Below are 12401 nucleotides of genomic sequence, written 5' to 3'. Positions count from 1 at the left end.
TGGTAGTAGCCATGCGCGAGGAGGCAGACCATGACACGCACCCAGGAGTGGACGGTCGGCCTGGAACTGGTCGAGGAGAGCGGCAGGACGGACGCCGAGGCGCGGCTGACCACCGGCACCTCGACCATCACGGGCCACGGCACCGCCCGCTGCAACCCGTCGGACGTGGACGTCCCGGCGATCGGCGACGAGCTCGCCGCGAGCCGGGCGATGAAGGACCTGGCCGGCAAGCTCATGCGGGAGGCCAACCGGGAGATGGAGGCGGTGGGCGCGGGGACCGTACCCCGGCACACCGGTCCCGGATACGGCTGGCCGGAGGCGGTCTCCTGATCTCCCGCTCCTGATCTCCCTCTACCGGTCTCCCTCTCCTGACGGAGCCGCCACCCGCGCCCCGGGGGCTCCGCAGGAGGGCCGCGGGCGGCTTGGTGGTGGCCCCTACGAGCCGCTGTCCCTGTCCCCGTCCGCGTCCCCGTACACGAGCCGGTCCGCGACCTCGACGACTCCGTCCACGGTCTCGCACAGCCGGACGAGGATCGGCGCGACGTCGGGGTCCGCCAGGGTGCCGCTGAGCGTCACCACGCCCTCGTCGACGTCGATGTGCACGGCGGCGGGGGAGAGGCGCAGGATGCGGACGACGACGTCCTCGCGGATTTCCTCCTGGATCGACCGGTCCCGCCGCAGGAACAGCTGGAGGAGGTCGCTCCGGCTCAGGACGCCGATGAGCCGGCCGTCCGAGTCCACCACCGGCAGCCGCTTCACGCGGTGCCGCTCCATCAGCCGGGCCGCCTCGACCGCCGTCCAGGACGGACGGGCCGTCACGACCGGGCTCGACATCATGGCCTCGGCCGTGCTCGGGCCGTCCTTCGCGGTGTGCCGCCGCAGCAGGTCCGCCTCGGAGACGACGCCCACGGGCCGGTTGTCGTCGTCGACGACGGGGACCGCGGTGATGCCGTACTCGTCGAGGAGCCGCGCGATCTCCTTGAATGACGTCCCCCGCTGCACCGCGACCGCGGCCGGCGTCATCAGGTCCGCGACACTGCGGTTCCTCATCGTCCGTTCCGTCCCTTCTGTGTTCCGGACTCCATGATCCCGCACCGGGCGTAGTCCTGGCGTGAGGGGTCGGGGGGCGGGGGTTCGACGGGGGTTCGGCCGAGGTCTGCCGGGGGCTTGCGGGTATGTCATGTACATGGTTACTTCGGGTAAGTCGCGGTTCCGAGAAGGAAGAAGGACCCCCTCATGCCCTCCCCCCGCCCCCACCGTCGCCGCCGCTTCGGCGGCGCCCTCGCCCTGGCCCTCGCCCTCCTCGCGACGGCCGGCGCCACCGGAACGGCCGCCCCGGCCGCCCTGGCCGATCCGTCGATGCCGTCGGACGGTGCCTCCGGCGGGCTGCGCGAGGTGATGTTCGTCGGCAACAACTGGGACGGCACGGCCGACGTCATCGAGTCCCGGGGCGACCTCCGCCGCGTCGGGCGCGTGAACGTCGTCCCCGACCGCGAGGAGCGGCTGCGGGAGATCTACCTCAACCCCGTGAAGCTCGCCTTCTTCCTCGGCGTCCGCAGCGGGCCCGGGGAGGGGCACGACCAGCTCGTCGACGACATGTACGCGACCCCCGACGGCGCGTCCATGGTCGTCTCCCGGCCCAGCTTCGCCGACGTCGTCTCCCTCGACCTGCGCACCGGTCGGATCAACTGGCGCTTCCCCGTGGCCGGTTACCGCGCCGACCACATGGCCGTCTCGCCCGACGGCACCCGCGTCGCCGTCTCCGCCTCCACGGCGAACACCGTGCACGTCCTCGACATCGCCACCGGCCGTCAGCTCGGCTCGTTCGCGACCGGCGACAAGCCGCACGAGAACGTCTTCACCTCCGACGGCCTGCTGTGGAACATGTCGATCGGCGAGGTCACCACCGCCCTCGACGCGCCCTGGCTCGACTGGACCAAGGGCGACCGCCGGATCACCGTCGTCGACGCCCGCACCTTCGAGACCGTACGGGTGATCGACATGCGCACCCGCCTCGACGCCTTCGGGCGCGACGACCTCTCCGACGCCGTGCGGCCGCTCGTCTTCACCCCGGACGAGAAGAAGCTGTACTTCCAGGTCTCGTTCCTCAGCGGGTTCCTGGAGTACGACATCGCCACCGACCGGATCACCCGGGCCAAGTACCTCCCGGGCAGCCCGTCGACCGACCCCGACCGCACGAAGTGGGTCAACGACTCGCGCCATCACGGCCTTTCGATCAGCCCCGACGGAAGCAAGCTCTGTGTCGCCGGCACGATGGACGACTACGCCACCGTCGTCGACCGCGCGAGCCTCCAGCAGGGCCCGCTCGTCGAGGTGTCCAAGCCCTACTGGGCGACCGTCAGCGGCGACGGACGGTCCTGCGTCGTCTCCGAGAGCGGCGCCGACCGGGTGACGGCGATCGACTTCGCCACCGGCCGGAAGGTGGCCACCGTCGATGTCGGTGACCACCCCCAGCGTGTCCGGCTCGCCCGCGTGCCCGCCGACTGGACGGGCCCCGCGGGGAGTTGAGCCGAGGTACTGACGAACGTCAGGACCTGTGCACCGCGACCTCGTGGAGCGAGTAGCCCCACTGGGTCGCGCGCCGCACCCCCTGGATCCGTACGTACCGCGCGGACGTCGACGCGAACTCCGCGTTGTCGTAGCCGCCGTCACCGGCGTTCGTGCTCCATGCCGTCCGCCAGTCCGTGCCGTTCTCCGACACGTCGATGCGGTACTCCCGCGCGTAGGCGCGCTCCCAGTCCAGGGTGACCTTGCCCACCCGGTGCACGGACCCGAGGTCCAGCTGGAGCCACTGGCCGTCCGACCAGTCGCTGGCCCAGCGCGTGTCCACGTCGCCGTCGACGGCGCGGCCCGGCGCGTAGCTCGTGAACGGGTGCCACTCCGAGGAGCTCGCCGAAGTCGCCGCGCCCGTAGCGAGGTTGACGCCCGGCTCGTGCTTCTCGGTCGCCTTCCACGTCGTCAGGTACGACTCCGCGCCGCCGGACAGCTCGTCCACGACGCCCTGGCCGCCGCTGAGCCGGATCTGCTCGATCCAGTCCGGGACCATGCCGTTGTGCGCGGCGCCGTCGGTGTTGAGGTCCCAGGTCCGCTCGCCCGTGACCTGACGGTCGATCACCGCTCCGCCGTCGGCGCTGCGGAAGGGGTACTTCACGGCGTTCGGGGCGTCCGCGCCGACCGGACCCGGCCAGCCGCCGACACCGTTCATGTCCGTGCCGTAGCCGAGACCGACCCCGTACTTCTTACGGAGCTCCGCCTTCTGCCCCGCCTCGCCGATGAAGCCCTCCGCGCCGTGCATGTACTGGGCGACGAAGCCGCCGAGGCGGTAGAGCCGATCGGTCCAGTCCAGGTCCATCCAGCTGTGGGTGGACAGGACGCCCGGGTACTCCTCGGACTCCAGGATGTCGAGCGCCCGGCCGGCGGCCTTGACGCTCATGTGGTCGAGCTCCAGCATCATGCCGCGGTCGATCATGCCCCGCAGGGCGTGCTCGCCGAGTCGGCTGAGACCCCGGGTGTTGCACTTGGCGTCCGAGGCGTACGACGGCACGCTCACCCCGGCCGGCAGCTTCGAGGCCATCACCGGCGCGGCGGCCAGACCGATCGGGTTGTCGTGCTGCGGGCCCGCGCACCGCTCCGTGGCCCAGAAGGTGCCGGTGGACAGGAACTGGCCGATGTTGACGGCCGTGCCGATCGCGCCCTGGTCGAACCGCACGCCGCACAGCGCGTTGTCGAACTTGTGGCACAGGAACATGCTGCGCACGCCGAGGCCGTACAGCTCGTCGAGACCGCGGTCGATGTCGGCCTTGTCGCACTGGGCGACGTCGAGGATCTGCTTGCAGCCGAACGGTTCCGACGTCTCGACGCCGAGGACCACCGCGAGCTTGCCCTGCTCGACCACCGAGCGGGCCTGGGCGGAGCTGGTGACGATCCGGAACCAGCCCTTTCCGGGGCCTCCGTACATGCCGTCGACGTAGTCCTGGAGCTCGTACGTCTTCCTGGCCTGGAGGCGGATCGACTCCATCTCGTCACAGCCGCGGTCCCGGGGCAGGATCGAGCAGATCAGACCGTTCGTCACCAGGTCGTTGACGAGCACGCGCTGCCCGCCGCGCCAGGCGCGCTCGACCCAGGCGTAGTAGTTCTGCTGGTGCGTCAGGGAGTTGTGGGCGGGCCAGTCCTTGAACGTGGGCCAGCCGACCGGGTCGTGAGTGCCGTCCGCACCGCCGGTGATGTTCTCGAACAGCGCGCCCCTGCCGTCCGGGTAGTGCTCGGGACAGTCCTTGAGCGCGTCGGCGGCGCCCGCCGCGGAGAACGTCTGACCGCAGATGAGCCGGCCGCCGAAGCCCTCGTTGGACATGAGGTGGTTGTGCGCGTCGACGAAGCCGCGCACCTTCCCCTGGGCGTCGGTGCCGCTGAACGGCGCTCCGGTGACGTTGATCCCGGAGTCCGGGGCGGGCCGGGAGGTCGGCTCCCACCACGCGCCGGTCGCGGCTCCGGCGGCGGCCGCGGGGACCGGACCAGAGCCGAACAGGAGGGCGGCGAGGGCGAGGAACAGGGCGAAGAAGGCGGATCTGCCGCCGGTCCTTCGCGGTGAGGGTCGAGTCATGGTCGGCGAGGCCTCCGGTCGGATGGGGGTGTGCCGGGCGCCCCGAGAATCGCGGTGTCTCGCCAGTGAGTCAAGAGTCCGGGACAAACGACCTGTTGGCGAAGTGACCGACGAGTAGACCGACCGGTAGGCTGTCACCCCTCGATCAGCACCGCCAGCTGATCGGCCGTCATGTCCAGGTGCCCGTCCGCCACTTGCTCGTCCCCCAGCACCAGGAACTGGAGCGTGAGCCCGTCGATCGCCGCCGCCAGATACCGCGCGAGCACCTCCACCGGCACCCGCGGCTCCACACCGAGCACGGCCCGCACCTGGTCGAGCAGGGCCGCCGCAGACGCCACGTACTGCCCGTACTGGGCACGCGCCAGATGCTCGAACCCCGGCTCCCGCAGCGCGTACTGGGTGAGGTCGTACGTCAGCATGTGCTCACCGGGGTGCGCCGTGACGTGGTCCCAGTACGTCTGCAGCCCCGCCCGCACGGTCTCGCGGATCGTGGCCCTCGGCTCGACCGCCGACTTCACCCGGGCGACGTAGTTGCCGGTGATCGTCTCGATCGCGGCTTCGAGCAGCGCCTGCTTCGAGTCGAAGCAGTAGTGGAAGACGCTCAGCGAGACACCCGCCTCGGCGCAGATCGACCGCGTGGTCGTCCGCGCGACACCGTCCCTGGTCATCGCCCTGATCGCCGCCTCGACGAGCTGCGTACGTCGTTCGGCCGACGGCATCCGCGCCATGGTTCCTCCTCGCGTCCGGCGACAGGGTAGCCGGAGCCGTTCGGCCGGTACCGGTGGCCATAATGAGACGCCCCCCGTTCTCTCTCCCCCCCGAAGAGCGCACCTGTGATCGACAGCACCACCCCACTCCGCGAACCCCGGCAGGCCGAGATACGCGCCGAACGGCGACGGATCGTCGGCTCGGTCCACGCCCATCGCCGACTCCTCGCGGCGCGGCGACCGTTCGAGGTCGCCGACCAGCGGCGGCTCCACCGAGAGGCCAGGGAACGGGACCGCGCCGCGGCACGCCTGGGCAAGGCCCTGCACCGCATTCAGGAGAAGCGGGTCAGGAAGGAGCGGTCGCTCACGAGCGAGCTCGACGGCCTGGACGGGAAGCGGGCCGGCCGCGAACGGCGGGCGCTCGCCGTGCTGCGGCGCGAGTCGATCGAACGGTCGCTGCGCGGGACGTCCTTGAGCGCGAGCCAGGTGAACGGCATCGGCAGGGGTCTTGTCCGTGACCTCGCCGCGCAGGGGATCAGAACGGCCGCCGACTTCCGGCGCGTCAGCTGGGGCAAGGCGCCCAACGGCCGCGGCGGCGAGGTGCTGTACATCCACCGCACGGAGGGCCGCAAGGTCCACATCAACGGCATCGGGGAACACCGCGGCCGCCCGCTCATGGAGTGGCGGAAGGCGGCCGTCGCCCGGGCGGAGGCCCGTGCTCCGCACGAGCTGCCGGCGGACGAGCGGCACCGCATCGAGGAGATCATCGAGAACGAGCGGATCCGGCTCCAGGGAGAGCTGGCCGAGGTTCCCCGAACCGCAGAGGCCGCCGGAGCCGAAGCCGAACAGCTCCACGCGGAGCGCCTGGTGACGCTGTCCGCCGCCGAGACGACGTCCCAGGAAGAGGCCGAGCGGCGCAGGGCCGAGTTCGACGAGATGGCGGAGCGACTGCTCGTTCTGCAGGCGGAGCTGGCCGCCCATGTCGACCTCTACGGCGATCTGGGGCTGCGGGACCGCCGGGCGCGCTCCCGCGCCCTCCGCCCCGTACCGGCCGCGCCGCGACCGATTCCGGCCCCGCGCTCCCCGGAGTCGACGGTGTCCTCGGCAAAGGAAACGAAGGGGACGAGGGAAACGAAGGGGACGAGGGAGACGGAGGCAACGGAGGAGACGGAGGCAACGGGTCTCCCGGTCGCTCCGGTCGCTCCGTTCACTCCGGGTGTTCCGGGTGTTCCGGGCGTTGCGGGTGTGCGCGCGGGCCTCGGCTGGCTCGTGCCGGTGGCGCTCTTCGCCATGACCACGGTCCTGGGTGCGGGAGAGACCGACACCACCCCGCTGTGGTGGAGCGTCACGGCCCGGCTGGTGTCCCTCGCCGTGGCCGCGGACCTGCTGCGCCTCTGGATCCCGCGCAGGAACTGGCGGACGGCCGGGCCCATGCCCGCCGGGACCGGGCTCCTGGCCTCGGGCGCGTTCCTGGGGCTCGCCGCCGTGAGCATGTTCACCGACCCGCTGAACGCGACCGGCGGCGCCCCCTGGGCCCTGGCCGCGGTGTCGGCGGCCCTGCTCCTGGGAGGCGCCGTCCGTCGTGCCGGCGGGCAGGCAGTCGACTGACCGGGCGTCAGCCCCGGTCCAGGTCCAGGACCTCGCGGAGCGCCGCCACCGCGTGCGCGCGGTGCTCGTCGAGCCATCGCACGGCGGCGTCCTCGTCGCCGTGGAGCAGCGCCGAGAGCACGGCGCGGTGCTCGTGGACGGCCTGCTCGCGGTGCGGGGTCTCCGTGTAGTAGAGCGAGCGGTACGCGTCGGTGGAGTCCCACAGGGTCGCGATGAGACGGACGAGCCGCGGCATCCCCGACGCCTCGATCAGGGTGAAGTGGAAGCGCCGGTTCGCCGCCGCCATCCCCGGGACGTCGCCGTCCTCGGCCGCCCGCTCCACCTCGCGCTGGATGCCTTCGAGCGCGTCGACCGTGCCGTCCGGCATGCGCCGCACGGCCTTGCGCACCGCCTCCGTCTCCAGGAGCTCCCGGATGCGGTAGATCTCCTCCAGGTCGGCGAGCGAGAGCTCCGCGACGAAGTACCCCCGGTGTATGTGGTGCACGACCAGGCCCTCGGCCTCCAGGGCCTGGAGCGCCTCGCGGAGCGGCACGCGGCTCACGTCGAGCCGCGCCGCGAGCGCGTCCTGGCGGATCTGGTCGCCGGGCCGGAGCTCCCCGCTGGTGATGGCGCGCCGCAGTTCCTCCAGGACGAACTGCTGGGCGGTCTGCGGCCGCCGTCTCTGCACCGCGCTGCTCATCGCCTGTGACCTTCCGTTCCTCACGTCGCCCACCTGCGGCTTCCGCCGCCGGTGACGACCATCTTCCTATGGATCAGGGGGTGCGCGCGGGCCGTCCCAGCGCGGTGAGCAGCCCGTCGGTGTGCTCGCCCAGGCGCGGGGGAGCGCTGCGGTACGAGGGAGGGGTGGCGCCGAGCCGGATCGGGTTGACGACCTGACCGGGGCCGGCCGCCGATTCGGGGACCTGCGGGGCGAGCCCCAGCCGGTCGGCGAGGTCGAAGGCGGCGGCCAGGTCGTTGATGGGGCCGCAGGGCACCCCGGCGGCGGTGAGCTCCTCGAACCAGCTGTCGGCCGTACGCGTGCCGAGCGGCCCCGACAGCGTCGCCACCAGCTCCTCGCGGTGGGCGACCCGGGCCGTGTTGGTCGCGAAACGCGGGTCCTCCGCCAGCTCCCGCCGCCCGAGCCGCTCGCACAGCGTGCGGAACTGCCGGTCGGTGCCGACCGCGAGGACCAGCGGCCGGTCCTGGGCCTCGAAGACCTCGTACGGCGCGATGCTCGGGTGCCTGTTGCCCATCGCGCGCGGGACGACCCCCGCCCCGAGGTGGGCGGCGGCCTGGTTGGTGAGCGCGGAGAGGAGCGAGGTGAGCAGCGAGACCTCGACGTGCTGGCCCTCGCCGGTGCGCTCGCGGTGCCGGAGCGCGGCGAGGATCCCGAGGCCCGCGTGGAGGCCGGTGATGACGTCGACGAGGGCGACCCCCGTCTTGGTCCCCGGTCCTTCCGGTTCGCCCGTCACGCTCATCAGGCCGCCCATGGCCTGCACGAGCAGGTCGTAGCCCGGCAGCCGGGCCCCTTCGGCGGTGCCGAAGCCGGTCACCGAGCAGTAGACGAGCCCGGGATTGCCGGTGCGCACGTCCTCGTACCCGAGGCCCAGCTTCTCCATCGTGCCGGGCCGGAAGTTCTCCACCAGGACGTCCGCGCGGTCGACGATCGCGCGCGCCGTCGCCAGGTCTTCGGGGTCCGTCAGATCGAGGGCGACAGAGCGCTTGTTCCGGTTCACCCCGAGGAAGTACGTGGCCTCGCCGTCGGCGAACGGCGGCCCCCACGCGCGCGTGTCGTCCCCGGAGCCAGGCCGCTCGATCTTGATGACGTCCGCGCCCAGGTCGGCGAGGAGCATCGTCATGTACGGCCCCGCGAGCACCCGGCCGAAGTCGGCGACGACGATCCCGGTCAGGGCGCCGGCCGCGGACGTGTCCGGGGTGCCCTCTTGGTCTGCGCGCATTCCGCTTCTCCCTCGCCGGCGATGCCGGCCGTCGGATCCCGCCGGATGACCGAGACGGTACGGCTTCACGATCGGATTTTCCATACTGGATCCAATATCCGATAGGGCGCTAGGCTGCGGCTCGCCGAGATGCACAGCGCCCGTCGTCAGCTGTCAGCCGTCAGTTGCCCGTCACAGGAGGCCGTCCGTGAAGTCGCCGTCCACCCCCGTACACCCCTTCGACCTGCTCGCCGTCGACGGACTGCTCACCGACGAGGAGCGCGAGATCCGCCGGACCGTGCGCGCCGTCGCCGACCGCGAACTGCGGCCGCACGTCGCCGGCTGGTTCGAGAAGGGCGAGATCCCGGCCCGCGAGCTCGCCCGTACCCTCGGCGGCATCGGCGTGCTCGGCATGCACCTGGAGGGGTACGGCTGCGCCGGCACCAACTCCGTCGCGTACGGCCTCGCCTGCCTCGAGCTGGAGGCCGTCGACTCCGGATTGCGCTCCCTCGTCTCCGTCCAGGGCTCACTCGCCATGTACGCGATCTGGAAGTACGGCTCCGAGGAGCAGAAGCAGCGCTGGCTGCCGAAGATGGCCGCCGGCGAGTACATCGGCTGCTTCGGCCTCACCGAGCCCGACGCGGGCTCCGACCCCGGCGCCATGCGCACCCACGCCAAGCGCGACGGCTCCGACTGGATCCTCAACGGCACCAAGATGTGGATCACCAACGGCTCCGTGGCCGACGTCGCCGTCGTCTGGGCCCGGACCGAGGACGGCGTCCGCGGCTTCCTCGTCCCGGCCGGCACCCCCGGGTTCAGCGCCCCCGAGATCAAGATGAAGCTGTCCCTGCGGGCGAGCGTCACCAGCGAACTGGTCCTGGAGGACGTGCGCCTCCCGGCCGACGCCATGCTCCCCGAGGCCCGCGGCCTCTCCGGCCCGCTCGGCTGTCTCAACGAGGCCCGCTTCGGCATCGTCTTCGGCGCCCTCGGCGCCGCCCGCGACTGCCTGGAGACGGCCATCTCCTACGCCCGCGACCGGACCGTCTTCGCGCGCCCGCTCGCCTCCTACCAGCTGACCCAGCAGAAGCTCGCCGACATGGCCGTCGAGCTCGGCAAGGGCATGCTGCTCGCCCTCCACCTCGGCCGCCTCAAGGACGCGGGCGCGATCACCGCCGAGCAGATCAGCGTGGGCAAGCTGAACAACGTAAGGGAGGCGATCGCGATCGCCCGCGAGTGCCGCACGATCCTCGGCGCCAACGGCATCACGCTGGAGTACCCGGTGCTGCGCCACGCCAACAACCTGGAGTCGGTGCTCACCTACGAGGGCACGAGCGAGGTCCACTCCCTGGTCATCGGCAAGGCGCTCACCGGCGAGCAGGCCTTCCGCTGAGGCCTTCCGCCGAGGCCTTCGGGCGACCGGGCGGCGGCGGTGGTCAGGCTGCCGTCACCCGGGCGACGAAGGCGTCGAGGTTGGCCGTCGTCCGGGCGATCCGCTCGTCGACGGTGATCGACTCCTCGTGGCGCCCCGCGCGCAGCTTCGGCTGCCGCTTGCCCCGGATGTAGAGCGAGCAGGCGAGGTCGGCGCAGAGGTAGATGCCAACCGTGTTCCCCTCGCGGCCGCGGCTCCCCGCGAGGGGCGCCACGAGCAGGGTGACGCCCGAGGAGGCGTGCCCGGTCAGACAGACCTGGCACATGCTCGACTTCACGGCGCTGGTCCGGCCGGCGGCCGGGACCCGCAGGGTCACCCCGAGCGGCCCGTCCTCGCGGGGGACGACCAGGTGTGCGCGCAGCGGCGCGCCCGGGTCGATCCAGCCGAGGAAGTCCAGGTCCTTCCAGGGGAGTTCGGCGAAGTCGAGCGGCAGCTTGAGTCGTGCCGCCTCACCCTTCGTACAGTTCACGAAGGACGAGCGGATCTCTTTGTCGGTCAGTGGGTCCACTCGTTGGACCGTACACGGACCACCGGTCGCGGGCACCCGAATATGCGCCGGCCAAGGCCAGCCCAAGGCCAAGCCCACGCCCAAGGCCAAGCCCAAGCCCACGCCTCCGGCGGCCTCAGGCCACCCAGTCCGGCAGGGCCGGGTCGGTGAAACTCCCCGGAGCGCCGTCGAGGGCCGCCGCGAGCCGCTCGGCCACCGGCTCGTACACGTCCTCCGGCAGCGTGTAGGGGATCCGCAGCCGGTGCTCGTGCGTGCCCGGGTCCACCCCGAACCGGGCGCCGCCCTCCACCCGCACCCCGTGCCGCAGGGCGCGGGCCGCGACGGAGGAGGCCGCCGGGCGGCCCAGGTCGATCCACAGGCACATCCCGCCGGGCGGCACGGTCCAGCGCCACTCGGGCACGTGCCGGGCCAGCGCCGTCGTCAGCGCCTCCCGGCGCCGCCGCAGCTCCTCCAGGCGCCGCGGCAGGATCGTGTCGAGCCGGTCGAGGAGGGCGACCGCGACCAGCTGGTCCAGGACGGACCCCGACAGGTCGGCGGTGATCCGGACCCGGGCCAGCTCGGTCACGACCCGGGACGAGGTCCGCACCCAGCCGACCCGCAGCCCGCCCCAGCAGCTCTTGCTCAGCGAACCGACGGAGACGACCTGCTCGCCGTCGCCCCCGCCGGCCGCCGCCGCGAAGGGCAGCGGGGCGGGCACGTCCAGGGCGATGTCGGCGAGCGTCTCGTCCGCCACGAGCCACGTCCCGGTGATGCGCGCGGCCCGCGCCAGCTCCCGGCGCTGCTCCTGCGGCATCAGGTGCCCGGTCGGATTGTGGAAGTCGGGGATCAGATAGGCCAGCCGCGGCGCGGTCTGCCGCAGGGCGGCGTCGACGAGGCCGGTGTCCCAGCCGGTCTCGGTCACCGGCACGGGAGTGATGCGGAGCATGCGGCCGCGCATCGCGTCGAGGGCGTTCGTGTACGAGGGGTTCTCGGCGAGCACCCGGTCGCCCGGCCGGCCGAGCAGCGTCAGGACCAGTGACAGCGCCTGCTGCGCGCCCGTGGTGACGAGGATCTGCTCGGGCCGGGTCGGCAGGCCACGGGCGGTGTACCGCTCCGCGATCGCCGCGCGCAGCACGGGCAGCCCGTACGGGTGGTAGCCCTGCGAGCCGGCGTACCGGGGGAGTTCGGCGGCGGCCGACGCCAGCGCCGCGGTGAGCTCGTCCGGGGCCTGCGGCGCGGCCAGGGCGAGGTCGATGGTGGACCCGGCGTCGTCCTGGAAGGCGCCCAGCGGGGTCGGCGCCTGACCGTCCGGCAACGCGGTCCACGTGCCGGCGCCGCGGCGGCTGTGCGCGTAACCGCTCTCCCGCAGCAGGTCGTACGCCCCGGTCACGGTCGTCCGGCTCACCGCGAGCACCGTCGCGAGCTCGCGCTCGGCCGGCAGGCGCAGACGCAGCGCCACCCGCCCGTCGAGCAGGGCCTCGCGGACCGCCCGCGCGAGCTCCCGGTAGCCGAACCGGCCCTCGGCGGGCGGGGTGAGAAGCGACGCCAGCTGGCGGCCCGTCAGGGTCCGGTCCGCTGTGTGGACCACGCGGGCCACGGCCATGCCAATCACTCCTTATTGGCTCTGCTGTCC

General features: G+C 72.5%; 11 protein-coding genes. 4 read left to right on the top strand and 7 right to left on the bottom strand.

Going from position 1 to position 12401, the window contains the following annotated elements; genetic code table 11:
- Window positions 1–30 precede the first annotated feature (30 nt).
- Complete coding sequence (locus tag ACFC0G_RS18630) at window positions 31–330, top strand: DUF1876 domain-containing protein (RefSeq protein ID WP_376404427.1); 300 nt, start codon at window positions 31–33, stop codon at window positions 328–330.
- A 105-nt stretch (window positions 331–435) separates the two neighbouring features.
- Here the strand turns inward: ACFC0G_RS18630 and ACFC0G_RS18625 are convergent, their stop codons facing one another.
- Window positions 436–1050 (bottom strand): CBS domain-containing protein, encoded by a 615-nt coding sequence (locus tag ACFC0G_RS18625; RefSeq protein ID WP_376404425.1) that lies wholly within the window; start codon window positions 1048–1050, stop codon window positions 436–438.
- Between the two features lie 186 nt (window positions 1051–1236).
- Here ACFC0G_RS18625 and ACFC0G_RS18620 point away from each other — a divergent pair, with 186 nt between their 5' ends.
- Window positions 1237–2529, top strand: coding sequence for a YncE family protein (locus ACFC0G_RS18620; RefSeq protein ID WP_376404423.1), 1293 nt, complete (start codon window positions 1237–1239; stop codon window positions 2527–2529).
- A gap of 19 nt (window positions 2530–2548) precedes the next feature.
- Here the strand turns inward: ACFC0G_RS18620 and ACFC0G_RS18615 are convergent, their stop codons facing one another.
- Complete coding sequence (locus tag ACFC0G_RS18615; RefSeq protein ID WP_376404421.1) at window positions 2549–4621, bottom strand: discoidin domain-containing protein; 2073 nt, start codon at window positions 4619–4621, stop codon at window positions 2549–2551.
- A 134-nt stretch (window positions 4622–4755) separates the two neighbouring features.
- Window positions 4756–5349 carry a TetR/AcrR family transcriptional regulator gene (locus ACFC0G_RS18610; protein WP_376404419.1) on the bottom strand — a complete coding sequence of 198 codons (594 nt, stop codon included), beginning with the start codon at window positions 5347–5349 and terminating at the stop codon, window positions 4756–4758.
- Between the two features lie 105 nt (window positions 5350–5454).
- On the opposite strand from ACFC0G_RS18610, the gene ACFC0G_RS18605 reads away from it, so the two are divergent.
- Complete coding sequence (locus ACFC0G_RS18605; RefSeq protein ID WP_376404417.1) at window positions 5455–6936, top strand: hypothetical protein; 1482 nt, start codon at window positions 5455–5457, stop codon at window positions 6934–6936.
- A gap of 7 nt (window positions 6937–6943) precedes the next feature.
- Here ACFC0G_RS18605 and ACFC0G_RS18600 read toward each other — a convergent pair whose 3' ends face one another.
- Both ACFC0G_RS18600 and ACFC0G_RS18595 read right to left on the bottom strand, forming a co-directional pair.
- Window positions 6944–7615, bottom strand: a complete 672-nt coding sequence (locus ACFC0G_RS18600) for a GntR family transcriptional regulator (RefSeq protein WP_376404415.1) — start codon at window positions 7613–7615, stop codon at window positions 6944–6946.
- Window positions 7616–7688: 73 nt separating this feature from the next.
- Window positions 7689–8873, bottom strand: a complete 1185-nt coding sequence (locus ACFC0G_RS18595; protein ID WP_376404413.1) for a CaiB/BaiF CoA transferase family protein — start codon at window positions 8871–8873, stop codon at window positions 7689–7691.
- Between the two features lie 187 nt (window positions 8874–9060).
- Between ACFC0G_RS18595 and ACFC0G_RS18590 the strand changes: the two genes are divergently transcribed.
- Entirely contained in the window at window positions 9061–10242 is a 1182-nt protein-coding gene (locus ACFC0G_RS18590) for an acyl-CoA dehydrogenase family protein (RefSeq protein ID WP_376404411.1), read from the top strand.
- Between the two features lie 43 nt (window positions 10243–10285).
- Here the strand turns inward: ACFC0G_RS18590 and ACFC0G_RS18585 are convergent, their stop codons facing one another.
- Window positions 10286–10789 (bottom strand): FBP domain-containing protein, encoded by a 504-nt coding sequence (locus ACFC0G_RS18585; RefSeq protein WP_376404409.1) that lies wholly within the window; start codon window positions 10787–10789, stop codon window positions 10286–10288.
- A 115-nt stretch (window positions 10790–10904) separates the two neighbouring features.
- Window positions 10905–12371, bottom strand: a complete 1467-nt coding sequence (locus tag ACFC0G_RS18580) for a PLP-dependent aminotransferase family protein (protein ID WP_376404407.1) — start codon at window positions 12369–12371, stop codon at window positions 10905–10907.
- Window positions 12372–12401: the final 30 nt, after the last annotated feature.

Source organism: Streptomyces sp. NPDC056169 (assembly GCF_042268445.1).
GTDB lineage: Bacteria > Actinomycetota > Actinomycetes > Streptomycetales > Streptomycetaceae > Streptomyces.
The sequence above is the reverse complement of the archived record's forward strand: the minus strand, read 5'-3'. Positions and strand labels throughout refer to the sequence as shown.

Bases quoted from the DNA above. Each gene is read 5' to 3' on its own strand.
- ACFC0G_RS18630 (WP_376404427.1), top strand. From the start codon at position 31: ATGACACGCACCCAGGAGTGGACGGTCGGCCTGGAACTGGTCGAGGAG.
- ACFC0G_RS18625 (WP_376404425.1), bottom strand. From the start codon at position 1,050: ATGAGGAACCGCAGTGTCGCGGACCTGATGACGCCGGCCGCGGTCGCG.
- ACFC0G_RS18620 (WP_376404423.1), top strand. From the start codon at position 1,237: ATGCCCTCCCCCCGCCCCCACCGTCGCCGCCGCTTCGGCGGCGCCCTC.
- ACFC0G_RS18615 (WP_376404421.1), bottom strand. From the start codon at position 4,621: ATGACTCGACCCTCACCGCGAAGGACCGGCGGCAGATCCGCCTTCTTC.
- ACFC0G_RS18610 (WP_376404419.1), bottom strand. From the start codon at position 5,349: ATGGCGCGGATGCCGTCGGCCGAACGACGTACGCAGCTCGTCGAGGCG.
- ACFC0G_RS18600 (WP_376404415.1), bottom strand. From the start codon at position 7,615: ATGAGCAGCGCGGTGCAGAGACGGCGGCCGCAGACCGCCCAGCAGTTC.
- ACFC0G_RS18595 (WP_376404413.1), bottom strand. From the start codon at position 8,873: ATGCGCGCAGACCAAGAGGGCACCCCGGACACGTCCGCGGCCGGCGCC.
- ACFC0G_RS18580 (WP_376404407.1), bottom strand. From the start codon at position 12,371: ATGGCCGTGGCCCGCGTGGTCCACACAGCGGACCGGACCCTGACGGGC.